We start from the raw sequence: 20,661 nt of genomic DNA, 5'->3' as shown, positions 1-20,661 counted from the left end.
TGCGTCGCTCGTTCAGACCTCGACCGCCACCGGATCGACTGCCAGCCGGTAACCAGCGCTCTGTTGATACGCGATCTCCTGCTGCAGGTCGTTGAGCAGCAGCGCATGTTCGCCGAGGTGCCGGGGCAGGGTCAGTTGCAGCGCCTCGCCCTCGACATTGAGCGCGAAATCCATGACCGGCTGCTCGGGGCGCGAGTGATTGAGCGCCACTGCCAGGCGCAGCAGCCGCGCCAGGCGTGCATAGCGCGGCTGCAGGGCCGTTGGCAGGGCCTCGAGTTCCTTGACGGCGAACTTGCGCCGGTGGCAGCGCACCAGGAACGCCAGCAACTGCTGTTCGGGGCGCGAGAACCCTGCCAGATCGGCGTTTTCCAGCAAGTAGGCGCCGTGACGGTGAAACTGACTGTGCGATATGGCCAGACCGATCTCGTGCAGCTCGGCGGCCCAGGCCAGGAACTGACCGGCTTCGTCGCTCAGCCGCCAGCTCGTTTGCACCTGGGCGAAGGCGGCCATGGCGGTGGCGGCGACGTTGTCGGCCTGGCGGGTGTCGACGCCATAGCGGCGCTTCTGGGCGGCCAGCGTCTGCAGGCGCGGATCCTCGGCGGTATCGCGGCCGATCAGGTCGTAGAGCACGCCCTCGCGCAGCGCGCCGTCGGAATAGCGCATGTGGGTAAGTTCGAAGGCTTCGAAGATCGCGCAGAGGATCGCCACGCCGGCGGGGAATACCCGCGCGCGGTCGGCCTTGAGACCGTCGAGCTCCACCTTGTCGAGCTGCTTGCACTTGATCAGGCGCTTGCGCAGTCGCTCGAGGCCGTCACGCTGGATGATCCCCTCGGGGCTGTCGCCGGCGGCGGCGAGTACCGCGGCGACGGCCTTGATGGTGCCGCTCGAGCCGACCGGGTCGCTCCAGCCCAATTCGCGATAGGCGCGTCGTATATTGGCGATTTCCGACCGTGCGGCGAGTTCGGCCTGGCGAAAGCGCCGCTCGGTGATCTCGCCAGCGTCGAAGAAGCGCCGCGTGTAGGCCACACAGCCCATGTGCAGGCTTTCCAGCGCCAGCGGCTCGAAATGTTCGCCGATGATCAGCTCGGTCGAGCCGCCGCCGATGTCGACGATCAGCCGCTTGCCATGGACGTCGGCCAGCGCATGGGCCGCGCCCAGGTAGATCAGCCGCGCTTCCTCGCGCCCCGCGATGATCTCGATCTCGTGACCCAGCAGCGCCTCGGCGCGGGCGATCAGCGTCTGGCTGTTGCTGGCCGAGCGCAGCGCGTTGGTGCCGACCACGCGCAACTGCTGGGCCGGGATGCCCTCGACGAAGGGCGCGAAGCGCTCGAGGCAACTCAGGGCCCGCTGCATGGCGGCTTCGTCGAGCCGTTCGTCGTCGTCCAGGCCGGCCGCCAGTTGGACTTTTTCGCCCTGCCTGGCGACCACTTGCAACTCACCTTGGTGCGTGTTGGCCACCAGCAGGTGAAAGCTGTTCGAACCCAGATCGATGGCCGCGAGTCGTCGCGGCTCCCGAGCGGTGGCGGGCATCCTGCTCATGTGCTGTCCCTGTCTGATCATTCAAGCAAGGTTGCTGGCCCCCCGGTGGCTTGTCAATCGCCGTCGGGCGTCGTCCAATGGCGGGTGGAGAGGCATGGCCGCCCTACTATCGACCAACACTTCAACCGACACTTCAACCAACACTTCAACCAACGGAGAATCGAGATCATGGCCGAAGCATCCATCGAATGGCTCTCCGGCGACGTGCTCGAGACGCAGCTATCGGCCCCGGGCAGTCTGTTGCTGGTGTTCGTCGCCGAATGGTGCGAGCCCTGTCAGGCGCTTGTCCCGCGCCTGGAAAGGCTCGCCGCCCAGCAGCGCGAGCGGCTGCGCTGCTACCTGGTCGACGTCGACCGCGACCCCCAGACGGCGCAGAAATACGGCGTGCGCGGGATGCCGACGCTGGCGCTGTTCGAGGATGGCGATCTCGACGCCACGCGGGTGGGCGCGCTCGATGACGCCCAACTGGCGAGCTTCATCGAAACCGCCCTCGACGCATGAGCGCCGCGCGGTTTCGACGATGGTGCCGGCCCTTTTCGGGGCCCGGCCCGTCGCAGGGGTTGCGTTTATCTTCGCGCTTAACTAGTATCGAAGCGTTCGCCTGTTCCGAAAGCTTCCCGACCGTCGCGCGGTGCCACCGACGCGGTCAATCCCAAGTCGTCAGAAAACCCGCTGTTCATCTCCGCTGTCGATTGGCAGTCGTTGATTGAAGGAACGTAACACCAGGCGAAGGAACAGCGCCTCCCTCGATTCCGATAGTATCCATGGCCTCCTCGCGGAGACGCTATTCGATGCCCACATCCGGCGAGAGGCTCACATCGGGTTCTGAACGCACCGCGCGGCGTACCGTCACCGCCTCCTGTCCTATCGGCCCAAAGCCGCCACGCTGACACGAGCTATTTCTGAACAAAAGATGAATCTTACCGAACTCAAGCAAAAGACCGTTCCGGAGCTGCTGGAGATCGCCCAGGAGATGGGCATCGACAACCTCGCCCGCTCCCGCAAGCAGGACATAATCTTCGCCATCCTCAAGAAGCACGCCAAGAGCGGCGAGGATATCTACGGCGATGGCGTTCTCGAGATCCTCCAGGACGGTTTCGGCTTCCTGCGCAGCGCCGACAGCTCCTATCTGGCCGGGCCCGACGACATCTACGTCTCGCCGTCGCAGATTCGCCGCTTCAATCTGCGCAAGGGCGACTCGATCTCGGGCAAGATTCGCCCGCCCAAGGAAGGCGAACGCTATTTCGCGCTGTTGAAGGTCAATCAGATCAACCTCGACAAGCCCGAAAACGCCAAGCACAAGATCCTCTTCGAGAACCTCACCCCGCTGTTTCCCCAGGAACGCATGTTCATGGAGATCGGCAACGGGTCCACCGAGGACCTGACCTCGCGCATCATCGATCTCACCGCGCCCATCGGCAAGGGCCAGCGCGGGCTGATCGTCTCGCCGCCCAAGGCCGGCAAGACGCTGATGCTGCAGAACATCGCCACCTCGATCACCCGCAACAATCCCGAATGTCACCTGATCGTGCTGCTGATCGACGAGCGCCCGGAAGAGGTCACCGAGATGTCGCGCACCGTGCGCGGTGAAGTCGTCGCCTCGACCTTCGACGAGCCGCCGGCGCGCCACGTGCAGGTCGCCGAGATGGTGATCGAGAAGGCCAAGCGGCTGGTCGAGCACAAGAAGGACGTGGTGATCCTGCTCGACTCCATCACCCGCCTGGCGCGCGCCTACAACACCGTGGTGCCGAGCTCCGGCAAGGTGCTCACCGGCGGTGTCGACGCCCATGCCCTGGAAAAGCCCAAGCGCTTCTTTGGCGCGGCGCGCAACATCGAGGAGGGCGGCAGCCTGACGATCATCGCCACCGCACTGGTCGACACCGGCTCCAAGATGGACGAGGTGATCTTCGAGGAGTTCAAGGGTACCGGCAACATGGAAGCCCATCTCGACCGCAAGCTCGCCGAGAAGCGCGTCTACCCGGCGATGAACATTCGCCGCAGCGGCACCCGACGCGAGGACCTGATCGCCTCCGAGGACGAGATGCAGCGCATGTGGATCCTGCGCAAGCTGCTCAATCCGATGGACGATACCGCGGCGACCGAGTTCCTGATCGACCGATTGAAGGACACGAAGACGAATATCGAGTTTTTCGAGGCCATGAAGCGCCGCTGACCAGGTGCTATTGCGCTCACGCAGACGGTGTTGAATCCTCCTTCGGCATGCTCATGTACAAACTCGTACATTCCGCGGCCTCAGTCGGATTCGCCTTGTCTGCGTATCGCTCATAACGCACCTGGCTTCTTCTCATCACTCGGCAGCGAGCAATACCAGGGCAATGAACTGAAGGGGCGGCATGCTATGCTGCCCTTTTCGTCGTTCCGGAATCGGGAATCCGAATGAAGTACAAGGACTTGCGCGAGTTCGTCGCGGCGCTCGAGGCGCAGGGCGAGTTGCAGCGGATCAGCGCCGAGGTCGATCCGTATCTTGAGATCACCGAGATCTGCGATCGCACCCTGCGCGCCGGCGGCCCGGCGCTGCTGTTCGAGAACGTCAAGGGCCATGAAATGCCGGTGCTGGGCAATCTGTTCGGCACGCCGCGCCGCGTGGCGCTGGGCATGGGCCAGGACAGCGTGGCCGCGCTGCGCGAGGTCGGCGAGCTGCTGGCGTTCCTCAAGGAGCCCGAGCCGCCCAAGGGCTTTCGCGATGCCATCGACAAGCTGCCGGTGTTCCGCCAGGTGATGAGCATGGGGCCCAGGACGCTGCGCAAGGCCCCGGTTCAGGAGGTCGTGCACGAGGGCGAAGCGGTCGATCTCGACCGCATCCCCATCCAGCACTGCTGGCCGGGCGACGTCGCGCCGCTGGTCACCTGGGCGCTGGTGGTGACCAGGGGCCCATACAAGGAACGCCAGAACTTGGGCATCTATCGCCAGCAGAAGCTCGGCAAGAATCGCCTGATCATGCGCTGGCTCTCCCATCGTGGCGGCGCGCTGGATTTTCTCGAATGGCAGCAGGCCCACCCCGGCGAGCCGTTCCCGGTGGCAGTGGCGCTGGGCGCCGACCCGGCGACGATTCTCGGGGCGGTGACGCCGGTCCCGGATACGCTCTCGGAATACGCCTTCGCCGGGCTACTGCGCGGCTCGCGCACCGAACTGGTCAAGTGCGGACACGCCGAACTCGAGGTGCCGGCATCGAGCGAGATCGTCCTCGAAGGCTTCATCTACCCCGACGACACCGCGGAGGAGGGACCCTACGGCGATCACACCGGTTACTACAACGAGGTCGAGACCTTCCCGGTGTTCACCGTTAAGCGCATCACCCACCGTCGCGATCCGATCTACCATTCCACCTACACCGGACGCCCGCCGGACGAGCCGGCGATCCTCGGGCTGGCGCTCAACGAGGTCTTCGTGCCGATCCTGCGCAAGCAATTCCCCGAGATCGTCGACTTCTACCTGCCCCCGGAGGGCTGCTCCTACCGCATGGCGGTGGTGACCATGAACAAGCAGTACCCGGGGCACGCCAAGCGGGTGATGATGGGCGTGTGGAGCTTCCTGCGCCAGTTCATGTACACCAAGTTCGTGATCGTGCTCGACGCCGATGTCGACGCGCGCAACTGGCAGGACGTGATCTGGGCGATCACCACGCGCATGGATCCCGCGCGTGATACGGTGATGGTCGAGAACACCCCGATCGATTATCTCGACTTCGCCTCGCCGATCGCCGGGCTGGGCTCGAAGATGGGCCTGGACGCCACCGACAAGTGGCCCGGCGAAACCGACCGCGAGTGGGGCCGGCCGATCGTCATGGACGAGGCCACCAAGGCGCGGGTCGATGCACGCTGGGCGGAACTCGGCATCAACCTGCCCGATCAATCATGAGGACAGCATGACGGCAAGGACCCTGACCTGCCAGGTCGTCGAGGTCGAGGACCTCACCCCCGACGTCTTCCGGGTGCACCTGGAGGGCCGTGCCGAGGCCATGGCCCATGCGCCCGGCCAGTACCTGGAGATGCAGCTGGACCCCGCGACCTGGGTACCGTTCTCCATCGCCAACGCCCACGACGGCGATGGCCGCCTGGAACTGCATATCCAGCACTGGCCCGAGCGCAGCAACTCCGCGCGACTGCGGGAGCTGCTGGCGGAAGCCCGGAAGCTGACCCTGCGCCTGCCCGGCGGGGACTGCGTGCTCGACCCCGGCAGTACCCGCCCGCTGCTGCTGCTGGCCGCGGGCACCGGCTTCGCCCAGATGAAGGCGATCGTCGAGGCCGCGCTGCATGCCGACCCCGAGCGCGAGATCGCCCTGTGGTGGGCGGCCAGGGAACGCCGCGAGTTCTACCTGGAGAGCCTGGCCCGGGAATGGGCCGCCCAGTACCCGGGCATGGCCTTCCACGGCGTCAGCGAGCAGGGCATGGACGACACCTTCGCCGCCGAGCGCATCCACGGCCATGTCGGCCGCATCGATGCCGCGCTGGGCGAGGCTCTGGACGATGTCGACGTTTCCGGCCATGACGTCTATCTCTCCGGCTCGCCGGGCATGGTCTATGCCTGCGTCGACGTCCTGGCGTCGCTGGGGCTCGAGCCCTCGCGGGTGTTTTCCGATGTGTTCGCCTATGCGCCGCGCGAGCCGTTGGTGCCCACGCTAGGCAGCCTGGTGCGGGAGAAGCGGGCATGAGCGCCTCGCCGATCCTGATCACCGGTGGCGCCCAGCGGGTCGGCCACTACTGCGCCCAGCGATTGCTCGATGACGGCCACCCGCTGATCGTCGGCTACCGGCGCGAGCACGCCTCGCTCGAGGCGCTGCGCCGGCGTGGCGCGATCACTCTGCAGGGGGACTTCGCCGAGCGGGCCGGGATCCTCGATTTCATCGCCCGGCTGCGCGAAGAAACGTCCGCACTGCGGGCAATCGTCCACAACGCCGCGAGCTGGGCGGCGGATGCCGAGGACGATGGCAACGGGGCGCATTTCGAGCGGCTGTTCAACGTCCACATGCAGGCGCCGTACCTGATCAACCGCCACTGTCGCGAACTGCTCGAGGCGTGTGGCGAGCCACAGCGCGACATCGTCCACATCACCGATCACCTGGCCCTGCACGGGATGAAAGAGCATGCCGCCTATGCCGCGACCAAGGCGGGGCTTGACAACCTCACCCGCTCGTTCGCCGCACTGTACGCCCCGCGTATCCAGGTCAACGCCATCGCTCCGGGGCCGGTGATGCTCAACGGCGAGGACGACGGCGCGATCGGCGAGGATGCACGCCTCCACTCGGCGATGGGCCTGGTACCGGGCCCCGGGGTGATCTACCAGAGCCTGCGCTACCTGCTCGACAATCGCTTCACCACCGGCGTGACCCTGACGGTGGATGGCGGCTCTGCTGGCTGCTGAGCAGCGGATTTGTTCGCCTGGCGTTCGTCGGGGTTGCCAAACCGCGCCGGGCGTGTAGGATTGAAAGCGAACATCAGGAGACGACCCATGGTCAGCAACCCGCAGTCAGCCATCGCCACGACGCTCCGCCGCGCTTTCGCCGGCGACTTTGTGGTGTCCGGCTGGCAGGGTTATGGCTATTGGTTTACGCGGGGTGCGCCCGGCGGCCCGGCCGATTAGGCCTGAGCCACGAGCGCACCCTGACCGCAGGGTTGCCTCCCCAGACCCCCGTCGGCAACCCGGCGGGGGTTTTTTAATGCCCGGCAGACACCAATCGCGACAAGGAGACGACCATGACCCGCTGCACATTCGCCTATCCGCGCTATTCAGAGGCTTCTCGGGACGCGGGCTATTGGCGATTTAGCCGCTCCCGGTCAGTACAGTCTGCCGCCTCTGGCCGGGCAGGTCTGGGTAGCCAGCCCATGGGCGGCCAACGAACGCCACGAAGTCTCCCAGCCCGCTGATGCGGGCTTGTGCCAGGAATCTGCTCATGAATGCCCCCTTGACCCTGACCGATGCCCCGCGCGAGACGCGAAAAGCCAGCCGAGCGCCGCAGCGCGCCTTGCCCACCGCCGCCGAACTGCGTCGCGACATTCCCCTTGGCGGCGCGCTGGCGGCGCGGATCGATGCCCAGCGCCAGGCGATTCGCGCCGTTCTCGACGGCCGTGACGATCGCCTGCTGGTGGTCGTCGGGCCCTGCTCGATCCACGACCCAGAGGCCGCGCTGGCCTACGCCGAGCGCCTGGCCGAGCTCAACCGGCTGATCGACCACCGGCTGCTGCTGGTGATGCGTGTGTATGTCGAGAAACCGCGTACCACGGTGGGCTGGAAAGGGCTGGCCTACGATCCGCACCTCGACGGCAGCGACGACATGGCCAGCGGGTTGGCGCTGTCGCGGCGGCTGATGCGCGACATCGCCGCGCTGGGGCTGCCGGTGGCGAGCGAACTGCTGCAGCCGTTGGCGGCCGGCTACTTCGATGACCTGCTGGCCTGGGCGGCGATCGGCGCGCGCACCACCGAATCGCAGATCCACCGCGAGATGGCCAGCGGGCTCGAGGCCATTGTGGGCTTCAAGAACGCCACCGACGGCGATATTGGCGTGGCGATCGACGCCATGCAGGCCGCCGCGCACGGCCACCGGCATTTCGCCATGGGCCTCGACGGCAGCCCCGAGATGCGCGAGACCGACGGCAACGCCCATACCCACCTGGTGCTGCGCGGCGGCCATGGCCGACCCAACTATGATGCCGCGAGCGTTGCTGCCAGTCGCCGGGCACTCGGCGAGGCCGGCCTGCCGGCCCGGATCATGGTCGATTGCAGCCATGCCAACTCGCGCAAGGATCATCGCCGCCAGAGCGAGGTACTGCTCGACGTGCTCGACCAGCGCCTGGCCGGCGACGACAGCCTGGTCGGGGTCATGCTCGAGGGCCATCTCAACGAGGGCAAGCAGCCGCTCAAGCCCGGCGCGCTGCGCTACGGGGTGTCGATCACCGATGCCTGCCTGGGCTGGGACACTACCGAGTCGCTGCTGACACGCGCAGCCGAACGGCTACGCCGCTGAGCCGCGGCGCCTGCCATCACGCCCCGCCTGGCGGGGCGCCTGCATCGTACTGTCGTTAGGGCCTGTTGCCGGGTAACGCGCGAGCGCTACCCGATCAGGCCGCCAGCGATTCGCCCAGCTGCTGACGAATCTTCTTCATGGCGTTCTTCTCGAGCTGGCGGATCCGCTCGGCGGAAACCCCGTAGACGTCGGCCAGCTCGTGCAGCGTGGCCTTGCTGTCGGCCAGCCAACGGCTCTGCAGGATGTGCCGCGAGCGCTCGTCGAGGCTGCCCAGCGCCTCCTGCAGGCGACGCGTGGAGTCGGCCTCCCAGTCGCTGTCCTCGAGCTGCACGGCCGGATCGTAGCGGGCGTCGTCGAGATACTGCGCCGGCGCCTGATAGCTGCTCTGCTCGTCGTCATCGCTCGGCGAGGCGTCGAAACCGGCATCGAAGGCCGACAGCCGCCCTTCCATCTCGCGCACGACCTCGGGCTTGACGTCGAGATCCTTGGCGATGGCGTCGACTTCGTCGGTGTTCAGCCAGGCCAGGCGCTTCTTGGCGCTGCGCAGGTTGAAGAACAGCTTGCGCTGGGCCTTGGTGGTCGCCACCTTGACGATCCGCCAGTTGCGCAGCACGAACTCGTGGATCTCGGCCTTGATCCAGTGCACGGCAAACGACACCAGCCGTACGCCCTGATTGGGATCGAAACGCTTGACGGCCTTCATCAGGCCGACATTGCCTTCCTGGATCAGGTCGGCCTGGGGCAGACCGTAGCCCGAATAGCTTCTGGCGATATGCACCACGAAGCGCAGATGCGACATGACCAGACGACGCGCCGCCTCGAGATCGTTTTCATCGTGCAGGCGGAAAGCAAGCTCGCGCTCTTCGTCCACGGTCAGCACCGGGATGCCATTCACCGCCTGGATATAGCCGTTCAAGTCATGGCCGGGTGAAAGCTGGCCAATAGGCTGAAGACTGGTGCTCATGCAGGGTGTCTCCATGTTGCCCAAAAGAAATTACCCAACGCGGGGAGCAGTGGGCTCGACCCGGTAACCGTTGACATTAAAAAAGCCTGACTTCGACGTTCTCATACTAAGACCTTTAGCGTAGAAACAAGTTCAACGCTCGCGCAAGCGGCTCGCGGGCACATTTTACGCCCGAACTGCTTCCCGCTTGCTGCTTCATTTCATGTTGACTTCATTTCGGGTTGATTGTTACTGCCAGCTTAACGCGGGCGGGTTTCGGCAAGATGCCGATGCACCGCGACCCAGCCGCCCAACCAGCCTAACAGTGTACTCGAAGCCAGCAGAATTGCCGAGCCCTGCCAGCCGAGCCCGGGCATCACGAATTGCGCGCCGTAGCTCTCGGCCAGCGTCTGCAACGGCGCGGTCAGCCAGCGCCCGCCCAGGCTCAGCAACAGCCAGGCGCTCAGCCCGCCGCCCAACCCGTACCAGGCGCCGCTGTACAGAAACGGCCGGCGCACGAAGGCGTGGGTCGCGCCGATCAGCGTCACCACCTCGATCTCGCGTCGCCGACTCTCGACGGCCAGGCGGATGGTATTGCCGACGATCAGCAAGGCGCCGAAGCCGAACAGTACCGCCAGGGCCAGGGCCAGGCGCTGGCCGAACGCCGCCAGACTGCTCAGCCGTTCCAGCCAGGCAAGGTCGACGCGCACCTCGTCGACGCCGTCGACGCTCGCCAGCTGACTGCGCAGATCGTCGACCGCCGCGGGACTGGTGTCGAGCGGCGATACCACCACGCTGGCCGGCAGCGGGTTATCGTCGAGTTCGGCCAGCGCATCGTCGAGCCCCAGCGCCTGCTGGAACTCGGCCATGCCTTCGGCGGCGGTGATCAGTCGGGCCCCGTCGACCTCGGGATGGCTGCGCAGGGTATCGGCCAGTTGCATCGCCTGGCGTTCGCCCACCGCGGGCGCCAGGTAGGCGGTCAGCGTGGCGCTCTCCTCGAGTCGCGAGCCGACGCCCTTGGCGCCGTCGAGCGCCAGCCACAGACCCGCCGGCAGCAGCAGCGCGATGCCGATGGCAAGCATCGTCATCAGGCTGGCAAGCGGCTGGCGCAGCAGCCGCCGGGCGCTGTCGGAGGCCATCTGGCGATGGTGACGCACCCAGGCACGGCGGCGACTGTCGAAGCCCGGCCGGTGGCTGCGCGCGCCGCGACGCGGTGCTGGCTGGCGGGAATCGTTGCCGCGCGAGGCGTCGCTCATGCCGCGCCTCCCTGATCGATACGCTCGTCGCTGATCAGGCGACCTTCGCGCAAGCGCAGCAGGCGATGACGCAGCCGGGCGATCAACGCCAGGTCGTGGCTGGCGACCAGCACGGTGGTACCGATGCGGTTGAACTCCTCGAACAGCCGCATGATGTCGGCGGACAGTTGCGGGTCGAGATTGCCGGTGGGCTCGTCGGCGAGCAGCAACGCCGGCTTGTTGACCACCGCCCGGGCGATCCCCACGCGCTGCTGTTCACCGCTGGAAAGCTCGATCGGCAGTGCGCGCTCGCGATGCAACAGCCCCACCTTGTCGAGTGCCGCACGCACCCGCCGCGCGCCTTCGCGGGGCTCGACGCCCTGGATCTCCAGCGGCAGGGCGACGTTGGCGAAGATGTCGCGGTCGAACAGCAATTGGTGATCCTGGAAGACCACACCGATCTGGCGCCGGTAGAAGGGGATCTGGCTGTTGTGCAGCCGGTCGATATCGTGGCCGGCCACCAGCAGGCGCCCGCGCGAGGGCCGCTCGAGGCGCATGATCAGGCGCAGCAGCGAACTCTTGCCGGCGCCGGAGTGCCCGGTCAGGAACAGCATCTCGCCGCGCGCGACGCCGAAATCGATGTCGGCGAGCGCCTCGAAACGCCCACCGTAGCGCTTGCCGACGTGCTCGAAGGCGATCACGGGCTAGCGATCCGCGGTGTCGCGGTCGAACAGCGCACCGACGAATTCCTCGGCGGCGAACGGCCGCAGGTCGTCGAGGCCTTCGCCGACGCCGATGAAGCGGATCGGCGTGCCCTGCTGCTTGGCCAGGGCGAAGATGATCCCGCCCTTGGCGGTACCGTCGAGCTTGGTCAGGGTGATGCCGGTGACCGGAATCGCCTCGTCGAAGGTCTTGGCCTGGGACAACGCGTTCTGGCCGGTGCCGGCATCGAGCACCAGCATCACCTCGTGGGGCGCGGTGGCGTCGAGCTTGGCCATCACCCGCTGAACCTTCTTGAGCTCTTCCATCAGGTGGCTCTTGTTGTGCAGCCGGCCGGCGGTGTCGGCGATCAGCACGTCGACGCCACGCGCCTTGGCGGCGGACAGCGCGTCGTAGATCACCGAGGCGCTGTCGGCGCCGGTATGCTGGGCGATCACCGGCACCTTGTTGCGCTCGCCCCAGACCTTGAGCTGCTCGACCGCCGCGGCGCGGAAGGTGTCGCCGGCGGCAAGCATCACGCTGCGCCCCTGGTTCTGGAAGCGCTGGGTCAGCTTGCCGATGGTGGTGGTCTTGCCGACGCCGTTGACGCCGACCATCAGGATCACGAACGGCCCTTCGCCCTTGGCCGGCAGCTCCAGCGGGGTGGTCACCGGCGCGAGCAGGGTGATCAACTCCTCCTGCAGTGCGCTGAGCAGCGCCTCGGGATCGTTGAGTTCCTTGCGCGAGACCCGTGCGGTGAGGTTGTCGATGATCTCGGTGGTCGCCTCGATGCCCACGTCGGCCATCAGCAGTTGGGTCTCGAGATCCTCCATCAACTCGTCGTCGATCTGCTTCTTGCCGAGGAACAGATCGGCCAGGCCGTCGGTAAGGTTGGCGCGGGTCTTGCCCAGCCCGGCCTTGATGCGCGCCAGCCAGCCCCGTTTCGCGCCGCTCGGCTTGTCGCGCCCGGCGGTGGCGCTGTCGGAAGGCGGCGCCTCATCGGCGTCGGCGGAGCTCGAGGGTTCGATGGCCGGCGGCGTGCTATCCACCTCGCCGACGTCGCGCTGCGACTCGGACGCAACCGACGTCGGCACTTCCACTTGCTCGTCGAGTTCCACCTGGCGTTCGGCCGCTTCGCTGTCCGGCGCAGCTGATTCGGCCGAGGCCGCCTCCAGGGCGTCGTCCTCGGGGCGACGCGCTTCCACGGCGAGATCCTCGCGGGTCGTATCGACGGGGCTCTCGTCGGGCACGCTGTCGGATTCGCGCTCGATCTCGTCGAGTGACGGGTCGCGATCGGAGGGTTGCTCTTTCTTCTTGCGCTTGAATAAACCGAACATGGGCGAGTCAGTCGATTGGCAGGTAAACGATTGGCCCATCGTAACACCCCCCGCTACCACTGTGGATAAGCCCCGCGTACAATCCGCCACCTATGAGTCGTCATCGTTCAAGACCGCCGTCGCGCCGCGGGCGGGCCCCCCAGTCGTCGGGCAAGCTGCGCATCATCGGCGGGCAGTTTCGTCGCCGGCTACTGAGCGTCGCCGACAGCCCGGGACTGCGTCCGACACCGGATCGAGTGCGCGAGACGCTGTTCAGCTGGCTGGCGTTCGAGCTCGCCGGGGCCCGCGTGCTCGATCTTTACGCCGGCACCGGCGCACTGGGCCTGGAGGCGCTGTCGCGCGGGGCCGGCATGGCCACCTTCGTCGAATCCGCCACCCCGGTCGCCCGGGCCATCGAGGGCAACCTCGCCACGCTGGGCGTGAGCGGCGAGGTGATCGAGAAGGACGTCATGGCGTTCCTGGCCGGCCCGGCAACGCCTTTCGGGGTAGTCTTCCTCGACCCGCCCTTTCGTCAGCAGCGCGTCGCGCCAACCTGCCGAGCGCTGGAGGATGCCGACTGGCTGAGCGACCCGGCGTGGGTCTATGTCGAACAGGAGGCCGAGGCCCCGGTCGAGGTCCCGGACAATTGGGCGCTGCACCGCGAAGTCGCTGCCGGAGACACCCACGGGCGGCTGTACCGGCGCCAGGCGTCTCCGCCGGGAGACGCTTGTCGCGCCATAGGCCACGGCGTACGCTGACGGCCAGCACGCCGCGCCGCACACGAAGATTCAGGCAAGCAGTTCAGGCCAATAATTCAGGAGAGACGAATGAGCAGCGAACTTTTCAATCAGCTCGAACAGAAGGTCGGCAACGCGATCGAGTCGCTCGAGATGCTGAAGATGGAAGCCGAGGAGTTGCGCGAGGAGAATGCCCGCCTCAAACAGGAACACGAGGAGTGGGAACGCCGCCTGAACGGCCTGCTGGCCCAGTTCCGTGAACTGGAAGGCAGCGAGAGCGCCCGGCATCCGCTTTCCTGAGCGGAGAGTCTGTCGCCGCCGGTAGCGATTCTCCGCTGCCGGTACCAGCCCGCACGGCTTATTATTTGCACACTCGCGACATCAGCAGCGCATCCTCGCGCCGCCCGGCATGCGCCGGGTAATAGTTCGCGCGCCGTCCGTCGACGACGAAGCCCATGGCGCGATACAGCGCCTGGGCGCCGTGATTGGTACCGCGCACTTCGAGCAGCATGCGCTCGCTGCCCCATGTCTCGGCCCGGGCGATCAAGCGTTCGAGCAAGCGTCGGGCCACACCACGCCGGCGCATCCCCGGATCGACGGTGATCGCCTGGAGTTCGGCCTCGAACGGCAGCCGATAGAGTATCGCATGCCCCACCAGCGCACCGCGCCCGTCATGCGCCCCCCAGCATTCGGCATGACCGTCGTCGAGCGCCTCGCTGAGCCACGCCTCGCGCCAGGGGTGCGCCTGCCCCAGGCGTTCGAGCGCGGTCAGTTCGTCGATGTCCCCCGGGGTCAATCTGCTCAGCCGTAGCTCAGTCATCGTTCACCCTGCCGCTTTCATCGACGTGGCTCGCGCCGCGATGCCAGGCCTTGCGCCAGTCCACCAACAGCGGCAGCAGGTCCCGCTTGGCGTCGGCCGATGCCATCAGTTCGTCCAGCGCGGGACCGCACCAGGCGGGAAGCTCGAGCAGCCGACTGCGACTTTCGGCAATCTCCAGCACCCGCTCGAGATCGTGGTGAGCGCCGAACAACAGCAGCCGCTCGAGCTGCCAGCCGCGCCGGCGCCGACCCTCGATGAATGCTCGCAGGCCCTCGCGGGCCTCCTCCAGCGGCGTCTGCGCCGGGATGTCGTCCATCAATGGCCAACGGAAGGCTTCGAAGGCCGGTGGCTGCGCGGTCTCGATGGCGGCAGCCTTGAACAGGTTGGCCAGCAGCCGCCGGGCGGCGGACGACGGCGCGCCGTCGGCGACCTGCAGAATCAGCCAACGGCCTTCCAGCGCGGCGACCTGCAGCGTGAAGCGCAGCGCCTCGCCGGGCACTTCCTCGACGCTCATGCCCGCTGAGCCTGCCGATGAGTCGGCGGGAACCGGCGCTTCGGGCTCACTGGCCTGCGGCTTGCCGAGCAGCGCCCGGGCCCGCTTGGTCGGCGAGCCGGCGGCCCGCGGCGTCGGGGTGGCGGCCGGCGGCGTCGCCTGTGCGGTCGCTTCGCGGGCGTCGTCGAGCAGCGCATGCAGGCGCCTTGCCGGCGGCTGACGGGGTTCGACGGGCGCCTCCGGCCATTCGCAACGCGGCGTTTCCAGGGCGTTGGGCAGCCGATAGCGGCTGACCCAGACGGTCAGCCCCATCGCTTCAAGATATTGCGAGCGCTGCGGTTCGCCCGCCGTATCAACCACCACTGCCGCCCCGGCAATTGGGCGAATCGGGGCGCGCATTGCCGCGCGCCTGCCATTCGGCCGGGGTGTACAGGTGCAGGGCCAGGGCGTGCACCGGGCCGGACAGCTCGTCGGCCAGCGTCGCGTAGATCTGCTGATGGCGCTTGACCGGCATCAGCCCGGCGAAACGTTCAGATACCAGCGTGACCTTGAAGTGGGTCTCCGAGTTGGCCGGCACACTATGCATGTGGCTCTCGTTCTCGACGGTCAGATGGACCGGCTCGAGCGAGCGCAGCTTGTCTTCGATTCGTGCCTGAACATTCATGGCGTCTCCTCCCGGGTCGCAAGCGTTTCATTGTAACGTCTAAGCCACGCGCTGGATAAGCCACGCGCTGGATAAGGCTCGCTCACGCCGCGCGGGAACGCCTCGCCAGCGGCACGCGCCACAGGCTCAGCACCAGGGCCACCACGACGAAGCCACAACCTAGCCATAGCGCCAGGGACAGCGAGCCGAACGGCAGCGCCAGCATCATGCCGACCATCGCGGTGCCCAGCGCCTGGCCGAAGGTGCGCACCGAGGCCAGTACGCCGGAGGCGTTGGCGCTGTACTCGAGCGCCACGCTGCCGATCATCTCGCGATTGTTGGGCGCCTGGAAGATCCCGTAGCCGACCCCGCACAGCGCCACCCGCCAGGCGATGTCGCCGGGCAATGCCGCCTCGCCGAGCATGGCCAACGTCAGCATGCCGAGCAGGAAGATCGCCAGCCCCAGCGACGAGATCAGCGTCGGGTTGAAGCGATCCGCCAGGCGGCCGGCGAACGGACCGGTCAGCATCAGTGCCAGCGGCCAGGGCGTGAACAGCACCGCCGCGGCGATCGGGCTCAGGCCCATCACGCTCTGGAACAGAATCGGCAGACCGACGAACGCCGCGCCCTGGGCGATGAACGCCAGCATCGAGATCACCGCCGCCACGCTGAAGCGCGGCTCGCGAAAGATCACCAGCGGTACCAGCGGGCTCATTGCACGGCGCTGACGCCACACGAACAGCACCAGACAACCCAGGCTCGCCGCGAGCGGCAACAGCGCCGCCGAACTGGCGTGGTCGCGGCCGAGGCGGTCGAGGGCGAACACGAAGCCACTGACCATGACCATCGACAGCAGCGCCCCGGGCCAGTCGAAGCGCCCCGCCTCGGGCGTCTCGCGGGGCAGCGCGCGAAGCGCCAGAGCCAGCGCGGCGATGCCGATCGGCACGTTGATGGCGAACAGCCAGGGCCAGCTCGCCAGATACAGGATAGCGCCGCCCAGCGACGGCCCGAAGGCGATGCCGAAAGCCACCACCAGCGCGCCCAGGCCGATCGCCGAGCCCAGCAGGCGCGGCGGGAAGATCACCCGATACATCGACGGGCCGATGCTCAGCATGGCCGCCGCGCCGATCCCTTGCACCATCCGCGACACCACCAGCCATTCGAAACTGCGCGAAAGCGCACAGGCCAGCGAAGCCAACGTGAACACGCCCAACCCGCCGATATACAGCCGGTGACGGCCGACCAACCGGCTCAGCGCGGCGAACGCCAGCAGCGTCGAGGCGCTGACCAGTTGGTAGATATTGGTGATCCATACCGCGCGGGACTCGCTGACGTCGAGCTCGCGGGCCAGGGTCGGCAGCGCGATGTTGACGATGCCGCCGTCGAGCACCGCCATCAGGGTACCGAGTATCAGCACCAGCATCGCCAGACGGCGCTGCGGGCCGGGCAATCCGGTGTCACCGGGGCGGGTTTCGAACAGTCGCTTGATCAGCATGTCGGGCGGCTCCGGCCGACAGGCGCAAGCGAAACGGGCTCAGGGGCGTGGCGGGAATGGCTCGAGCGGCTCACCGACGGTCTCAGTCCTCGTCGGTTTCGAGCAGCAACTCATCGTCGATATCGGAGATCTCGATGGGCTCGTCGTCCTCGAGATCGAGCGCCAGGTAGCTGTGCTCGACCACCACGAAGCGCTCGAACAGCGCCCAGTCGAGGCGGTCGGGCCATTGCCGGGTGTCTTCCTCCCAGGCCCGCAGCTCGTTCTCGAGGATGTCGAGGTGGCGCTCGCGCACATAGGCGGCCAGCGCTTCCGGGGTGTCCATCTCGGGAATCAGGTAGACGGTGCTCTCGCTATCGACGTCGGCGAGGGTCAGGTCGTCCTCGCCGACGGTTGGTTCCAGCGAGTTGACCCAGTCGACGAACGCCTGGGTAGGCTTGACGCTCAGCGCGGAACGGTTGAGCAGTTTCATCGTCACTCTCCTGGAGAAATGGCCTGGACAGATGGGCCTCGACAAACGGCTCCTCGACAGATGGCGTCTTCGACAGACGAACTCCCGGTGGACGGGTCTCGGCAGACCTGTCCGGGAACGCGTGCCGAAGCAGCAGCAGTGTCTCGATGGCGCGGCGTCGAAACGCCGCTCATTATGGGCGCTCGCGGCGCCGCTTACCAATACTTCCCGCGAGCCGCGAGCCGCGAGCCGCGAGCCGCGAGCATCAGGCTAGCCCGTAGCCCGTAGCCCGTGGCTCGTAGCCCGTAGCCCGTAGCCCGTAGCCCGTAGCCCGTAGCCCAGCCTCACTCCGGGCGCATGGCGGGAAACAGCAGCACGTCGCGGATCGAGGCGCTGTCGGTGAACAGCATCACCAGCCGGTCGATGCCGATGCCCTCGCCGGCGGTCGGCGGCAGACCGTACTCCAGCGCGCGCACGTAGTCGGCATCAAAATACATCGCCTCGAGATCGCCGGCGTTCTTCTCGGCGACCTGGGCGGCGAAGCGCTCGGCCTGGTCCTCGGCGTCGTTGAGCTCCGAGAAGCCGTTGGCGATCTCGCGCCCGCCGACGAAGAACTCGAAGCGGTCGGTGACGAACGGATCGGCATCGTTGCGTCGCGCCAGCGGGCTGACCTCGGCCGGGTATTCGACGATGAAGGTCGGCTGGTCGAGGCGATGCTCGGCGACCTCCTCGAAGATCTCGGTCTGCAGCTTGCCCAGCCCCCAGCCGGGCTTGGCCTGGATGCCCAGGCGCTCGGCGGTGGCGCGGGCCGTCTCGAGGGTCGCGATATCATCCTCGGTCAGGCTGTCGCCGTGCTCGAGGATCGCCTGGCGCAGCGTCAGGCGGCGAAACGGCCGGCCCAGGTCGTACTCGGCGCCCTGGTAGTTCAGCACGCTGGTGCCCAGCACTTCCTCGGCGGCATTGCGGATCATCGCCTCGGTGAGATCGAGCAGGTCCTTGTAGTCCGCATACGCCCAGTAGAATTCGAGCATGGTGAACTCGGGGTTGTGGCGCGTCGACAGCCCCTCGTTGCGGAAGTTGCGGTTGATCTCGAACACCCGCTCGAAGCCGCCCACCACCAGCCGCTTGAGATACAGCTCCGGGGCGATGCGCAGGTACATGTCGATGTCCAGCGCGTTGTGGTGGGTGGTGAACGGCCGCGCCGTCGCCCCGCCGGGGATCGGCTGCAGCATCGGCGTCTCGACCTCCATGAAGCCGCGCGCCTCGAAGAAGCGACGGATCGAGGCGATCACGCCGGCGCGCACTTCGAACGCGCGGCGCGACTCGGGGTTCATGATCAGATCGACGTAGCGCTGGCGATAGCGCGCTTCCATGTCGGTCAGGCCGTGGAACTTGTCGGGCAGCGGGCGCAGGCTCTTGGTCAGCAGCTGCGCCTCGTCCATCTTGACGTACAGATCGCCCTTGCCGGACTTGTGCACCGGCCCGCGCGCGGCGACGATGTCGCCGATGTCCCAACCCTTGACGTCCTCGAGCACGTCCTCGGGCAGGCCCTGCTTGTCGACGTAGAGCTGGATCTGCCCGGAGACGTCCTGGATCACCAGAAACGGCCCGCGCTTGCGCAGGATGCGCCCGGCGACCGCCGCCTGACGACCCAGCGCCTCGAGCTCGGCCTTGTCCCTGTCGCCCAGCTCGGCCTGCAGCTCGGCGGCCAGACTGTCGCGGCGAAAGTCGTTGGGAAAGGCGCTGCCGCCCTGGGCGGCCGCCTGCTCGCGACGCGCGGCCAGCTTGGCGCGGCGCTCGGCGATCAGGCGGTTCTCGTCCTGGGCCTCGGGGGAAGATTGCGGGTTGTCCTGATTCGCCATGTCGTTACCTGTAAAGAGTTGGCTACGGGCTGCGAGACACGAGCTACGAGCGCACACCGACGAGCTATCGCTCGGGGCCCGTGGCTCGCAGCTCGAGGCTACAACCCCTGCTTCAAGCTGGCCACGATGTACTGATCCAGATCCCCGTCGAGCACCTTCTCGCAGTTGCTCGACTGCACGCCGGTGCGCAGATCCTTGATGCGCTGGTCGTCGAGCACGTAGGAGCGGATCTGGCTGCCCCAGCCGATGTCGGCCTTCGAGTCCTCGGCTTCCTGCTTGGCGGCGTTGCGCTTTTGCATCTCGAGCTCCCACAGCTTGGCCTTCAACTGCTTCATGGCGAAGTCGCGGTTGGCGTGCTGGCTGCGCTGGCTCTGGCACGAGACGACGATGCCGCTGGGCTCGTGGGTGATGCGCACCGCCGAGTCGGTGGTGTTGACGTGCTGGCCGCCGGCGCCGCTGGAGCGGTAGGTGTCGGTGCGCAGGTCGGCGGGGTTGATCTCGACCTCGAAGCTGTCGTCGATCTCCGGCGACAGGAACACCGAGGCGAACGAGGTGTGGCGGCGCCCGCCGGAATCGAACGGGCTCTTGCGCACCAGCCGGTGCACGCCGGTTTCGGTGCGCAGCCAGCCGAAGGCGTACTCGCCCTGCACGTGCAGCGTCGCCGACTTGATGCCGGCCACCTCGCCGGCGGAAAGCTCGACGATGTCGGTCTTGAAGCCATGGTGCTCGCACCAGCGCAGGTACATGCGCAACAGCATGTTGGCCCAGTCCTGGGCTTCGGTGCCGCCGGAACCGGCCTGGATGTCGAGATAGGCGTTGTTGGCGTCCATCTCGCCGGAGAACATCCGCCGGAACTCGAGCTGCTCGAGCGCCGCCTCGAGCTGATCGAGCTCCCTGCGAACCTCGTCGACGGTATCGTCGTCCTCTTCCATCACCGCCAGCTCCAGCAGGTCGGCATTGTCGCCGAGGCCCTGGTCCAGCTGGTCGATGGTGGCGACGATCTGCTCGAGCGTCGAACGCTCCTTGCCCAGCTTCTGGGCATGGTCCGGATCGTTCCAGACGTCCGGATTCTCGAGTTCGCGGGTGACCTCCTCTAGCCGATCCTTCTTCTCGGCATAGTCAAAGATACCCCCTCAGGACGTCTGTCCGTGCGGACAGGTCCTTGATCTGCTGATTGATCGGATTGATCTCTTGCATGGTGATCCTGTGTCGGCGTGCGGTGACGTTCAGTAAAAAGCTGCAGTCAAAGGCGCCGGGCAGGAACCCGGCGCACGAGAAAAGACCGACATTGTAGCCAAACCGGGCAGGACCGTCATCCGCCCCACCGGGCGCGAGGCATCGCCGCCGTCAAACACCACCCACCGTCAAGCGCCGTGTAGCTTGCGACGCAGAGCGGCTATGCGTAATTCGAAAAGCCATATTCAAAATTCGCAATGGACATCGCCCCGG

Annotated in this window: 21 protein-coding genes; 9 read left to right on the top strand and 12 right to left on the bottom strand. The window is 66.8% G+C overall.

Annotation, left to right across the window (positions count from 1 at the left end; translation table 11 throughout):
* Positions 1-12: 12 nt before the first annotated feature.
* Entirely contained in the window at positions 13-1,539 is a 1,527-nt protein-coding gene (gene ppx, locus K7I12_RS02235; RefSeq protein WP_231662870.1) for an exopolyphosphatase, read from the bottom strand.
* A gap of 168 nt (positions 1,540-1,707) precedes the next feature.
* Here ppx and K7I12_RS02230 point away from each other — a divergent pair, with 168 nt between their 5' ends.
* From K7I12_RS02230 to K7I12_RS02205, 7 genes are all read left to right on the top strand, one after another.
* Positions 1,708-2,040: a thioredoxin family protein gene (locus K7I12_RS02230; RefSeq protein WP_031384688.1), complete on the top strand. Its 333-nt coding sequence runs from the start codon at positions 1,708-1,710 to the stop codon at positions 2,038-2,040.
* 412 nt (positions 2,041-2,452) lie between these two features.
* The gene (rho, locus tag K7I12_RS02225) at positions 2,453-3,712 is read left to right on the top strand and encodes a transcription termination factor Rho (RefSeq protein ID WP_031384689.1); all 1,260 of its coding nucleotides are present in this window, start codon (positions 2,453-2,455) and stop codon (positions 3,710-3,712) included.
* A gap of 224 nt (positions 3,713-3,936) precedes the next feature.
* Positions 3,937-5,418, top strand: coding sequence for a 4-hydroxy-3-polyprenylbenzoate decarboxylase (gene ubiD / locus K7I12_RS02220; RefSeq protein ID WP_231662868.1), 1,482 nt, complete (start codon positions 3,937-3,939; stop codon positions 5,416-5,418).
* Positions 5,419-5,425: 7 nt separating this feature from the next.
* A complete protein-coding gene (locus K7I12_RS02215) occupies positions 5,426-6,211 on the top strand; it encodes an FAD-binding oxidoreductase (RefSeq protein ID WP_231662866.1) in 786 nt (261 codons plus the stop codon).
* Positions 6,208-6,921, top strand: a complete 714-nt coding sequence (gene folM, locus K7I12_RS02210; protein ID WP_231662865.1) for a dihydromonapterin reductase — start codon at positions 6,208-6,210, stop codon at positions 6,919-6,921. The genes K7I12_RS02215 and folM overlap by 4 nt, the downstream gene beginning before the upstream one ends.
* An 87-nt stretch (positions 6,922-7,008) precedes the next feature.
* Positions 7,009-7,140, top strand: coding sequence for a hypothetical protein (locus K7I12_RS17440; RefSeq protein WP_269438538.1), 132 nt, complete (start codon positions 7,009-7,011; stop codon positions 7,138-7,140).
* Positions 7,141-7,450: 310 nt separating this feature from the next.
* Positions 7,451-8,521 (top strand): 3-deoxy-7-phosphoheptulonate synthase, encoded by a 1,071-nt coding sequence (locus tag K7I12_RS02205; RefSeq protein ID WP_231662864.1) that lies wholly within the window; start codon positions 7,451-7,453, stop codon positions 8,519-8,521.
* 94 nt (positions 8,522-8,615) lie between these two features.
* On the opposite strand, the gene rpoH is transcribed toward K7I12_RS02205, so the two are convergent.
* From rpoH to ftsY, 4 genes are all read right to left on the bottom strand, one after another.
* Entirely contained in the window at positions 8,616-9,485 is an 870-nt protein-coding gene (gene rpoH / locus K7I12_RS02200) for an RNA polymerase sigma factor RpoH (protein ID WP_031384694.1), read from the bottom strand.
* Between the two features lie 239 nt (positions 9,486-9,724).
* Positions 9,725-10,720, bottom strand: coding sequence for a permease-like cell division protein FtsX (ftsX, locus tag K7I12_RS02195; RefSeq protein WP_031384695.1), 996 nt, complete (start codon positions 10,718-10,720; stop codon positions 9,725-9,727).
* On the bottom strand, positions 10,717-11,400 hold the full coding sequence (gene ftsE, locus K7I12_RS02190; protein WP_231662863.1) for a cell division ATP-binding protein FtsE: 684 nt from the start codon (positions 11,398-11,400) through the stop codon (positions 10,717-10,719). Before ftsE ends, ftsX begins: the two co-directional genes overlap by 4 nt.
* A 3-nt stretch (positions 11,401-11,403) precedes the next feature.
* Complete coding sequence (ftsY, locus tag K7I12_RS02185; protein WP_231662862.1) at positions 11,404-12,735, bottom strand: signal recognition particle-docking protein FtsY; 1,332 nt, start codon at positions 12,733-12,735, stop codon at positions 11,404-11,406.
* A 92-nt stretch (positions 12,736-12,827) separates the two neighbouring features.
* On the opposite strand from ftsY, the gene rsmD reads away from it, so the two are divergent.
* Positions 12,828-13,472, top strand: coding sequence for a 16S rRNA (guanine(966)-N(2))-methyltransferase RsmD (gene rsmD, locus K7I12_RS02180; protein WP_231662861.1), 645 nt, complete (start codon positions 12,828-12,830; stop codon positions 13,470-13,472).
* Between the two features lie 69 nt (positions 13,473-13,541).
* Positions 13,542-13,751, top strand: a complete 210-nt coding sequence (locus K7I12_RS02175) for a cell division protein ZapB (RefSeq protein WP_231662860.1) — start codon at positions 13,542-13,544, stop codon at positions 13,749-13,751.
* A 61-nt stretch (positions 13,752-13,812) separates the two neighbouring features.
* Here the strand turns inward: K7I12_RS02175 and rimI are convergent, their stop codons facing one another.
* The 7 genes from rimI to prfB form a co-directional block, all read right to left on the bottom strand.
* Positions 13,813-14,271 carry a ribosomal protein S18-alanine N-acetyltransferase gene (gene rimI, locus K7I12_RS02170; RefSeq protein ID WP_231662858.1) on the bottom strand — a complete coding sequence of 153 codons (459 nt, stop codon included), beginning with the start codon at positions 14,269-14,271 and terminating at the stop codon, positions 13,813-13,815.
* Positions 14,264-15,163: a hypothetical protein gene (locus K7I12_RS02165; RefSeq protein ID WP_150113119.1), complete on the bottom strand. Its 900-nt coding sequence runs from the start codon at positions 15,161-15,163 to the stop codon at positions 14,264-14,266. Before K7I12_RS02165 ends, rimI begins: the two co-directional genes overlap by 8 nt.
* Positions 15,117-15,428 carry a BolA family protein gene (locus K7I12_RS02160; protein ID WP_031384702.1) on the bottom strand — a complete coding sequence of 104 codons (312 nt, stop codon included), beginning with the start codon at positions 15,426-15,428 and terminating at the stop codon, positions 15,117-15,119. The genes K7I12_RS02165 and K7I12_RS02160 overlap by 47 nt, the downstream gene beginning before the upstream one ends.
* Before the next feature lie 82 nt (positions 15,429-15,510).
* A complete protein-coding gene (locus K7I12_RS02155; RefSeq protein ID WP_031384703.1) occupies positions 15,511-16,902 on the bottom strand; it encodes an MFS transporter in 1,392 nt (463 codons plus the stop codon).
* 82 nt (positions 16,903-16,984) lie between these two features.
* A complete protein-coding gene (locus tag K7I12_RS02150) occupies positions 16,985-17,371 on the bottom strand; it encodes a hypothetical protein (RefSeq protein WP_031384704.1) in 387 nt (128 codons plus the stop codon).
* Positions 17,372-17,694: 323 nt separating this feature from the next.
* Positions 17,695-19,212: a lysine--tRNA ligase gene (lysS, locus tag K7I12_RS02145; RefSeq protein WP_031384705.1), complete on the bottom strand. Its 1,518-nt coding sequence runs from the start codon at positions 19,210-19,212 to the stop codon at positions 17,695-17,697.
* Positions 19,213-19,310: 98 nt separating this feature from the next.
* Positions 19,311-20,409, bottom strand: a protein-coding gene (prfB, locus tag K7I12_RS02140) for a peptide chain release factor 2 (RefSeq protein WP_231662857.1) whose coding sequence is annotated in 2 segments (ribosomal slippage) — positions 19,311-20,333 and positions 20,335-20,409 — 1,098 coding nt in all. Because the reading frame shifts where the segments join, the coding sequence is not laid out codon by codon here.
* Positions 20,410-20,661: the final 252 nt, after the last annotated feature.

The sequence above is a fragment of the Halomonas sp. IOP_31 genome (assembly GCF_021151495.1).
Taxonomy (GTDB): Bacteria; Pseudomonadota; Gammaproteobacteria; order Pseudomonadales; family Halomonadaceae; genus Modicisalibacter; species Modicisalibacter zincidurans.
The sequence above is the reverse complement of the archived record's forward strand: the minus strand, read 5'-3'. Positions and strand labels throughout refer to the sequence as shown.

Excerpts from the sequence above, each read along its gene's own strand:
- ppx (WP_231662870.1), bottom strand. The coding sequence starts at position 1,539 with ATGAGCAGGATGCCCGCCACCGCTCGGGAGCCGCGACGACTCGCGGCC.
- K7I12_RS02230 (WP_031384688.1), top strand. The coding sequence starts at position 1,708 with ATGGCCGAAGCATCCATCGAATGGCTCTCCGGCGACGTGCTCGAGACG.
- rho (WP_031384689.1), top strand. The coding sequence starts at position 2,453 with ATGAATCTTACCGAACTCAAGCAAAAGACCGTTCCGGAGCTGCTGGAG.
- ubiD (WP_231662868.1), top strand. The coding sequence starts at position 3,937 with ATGAAGTACAAGGACTTGCGCGAGTTCGTCGCGGCGCTCGAGGCGCAG.
- K7I12_RS02215 (WP_231662866.1), top strand. The coding sequence starts at position 5,426 with ATGACGGCAAGGACCCTGACCTGCCAGGTCGTCGAGGTCGAGGACCTC.
- folM (WP_231662865.1), top strand. The coding sequence starts at position 6,208 with ATGAGCGCCTCGCCGATCCTGATCACCGGTGGCGCCCAGCGGGTCGGC.
- K7I12_RS17440 (WP_269438538.1), top strand. The coding sequence starts at position 7,009 with ATGGTCAGCAACCCGCAGTCAGCCATCGCCACGACGCTCCGCCGCGCT.
- K7I12_RS02205 (WP_231662864.1), top strand. The coding sequence starts at position 7,451 with ATGAATGCCCCCTTGACCCTGACCGATGCCCCGCGCGAGACGCGAAAA.
- rpoH (WP_031384694.1), bottom strand. The coding sequence starts at position 9,485 with ATGAGCACCAGTCTTCAGCCTATTGGCCAGCTTTCACCCGGCCATGAC.
- ftsX (WP_031384695.1), bottom strand. The coding sequence starts at position 10,720 with ATGAGCGACGCCTCGCGCGGCAACGATTCCCGCCAGCCAGCACCGCGT.
- ftsY (WP_231662862.1), bottom strand. The coding sequence starts at position 12,735 with ATGTTCGGTTTATTCAAGCGCAAGAAGAAAGAGCAACCCTCCGATCGC.
- rsmD (WP_231662861.1), top strand. The coding sequence starts at position 12,828 with ATGAGTCGTCATCGTTCAAGACCGCCGTCGCGCCGCGGGCGGGCCCCC.
- K7I12_RS02175 (WP_231662860.1), top strand. The coding sequence starts at position 13,542 with ATGAGCAGCGAACTTTTCAATCAGCTCGAACAGAAGGTCGGCAACGCG.
- rimI (WP_231662858.1), bottom strand. The coding sequence starts at position 14,271 with ATGACTGAGCTACGGCTGAGCAGATTGACCCCGGGGGACATCGACGAA.
- K7I12_RS02165 (WP_150113119.1), bottom strand. The coding sequence starts at position 15,163 with ATGCGCGCCCCGATTCGCCCAATTGCCGGGGCGGCAGTGGTGGTTGAT.
- K7I12_RS02160 (WP_031384702.1), bottom strand. The coding sequence starts at position 15,428 with ATGAATGTTCAGGCACGAATCGAAGACAAGCTGCGCTCGCTCGAGCCG.
- K7I12_RS02155 (WP_031384703.1), bottom strand. The coding sequence starts at position 16,902 with ATGCTGATCAAGCGACTGTTCGAAACCCGCCCCGGTGACACCGGATTG.
- K7I12_RS02150 (WP_031384704.1), bottom strand. The coding sequence starts at position 17,371 with ATGAAACTGCTCAACCGTTCCGCGCTGAGCGTCAAGCCTACCCAGGCG.
- lysS (WP_031384705.1), bottom strand. The coding sequence starts at position 19,212 with ATGGCGAATCAGGACAACCCGCAATCTTCCCCCGAGGCCCAGGACGAG.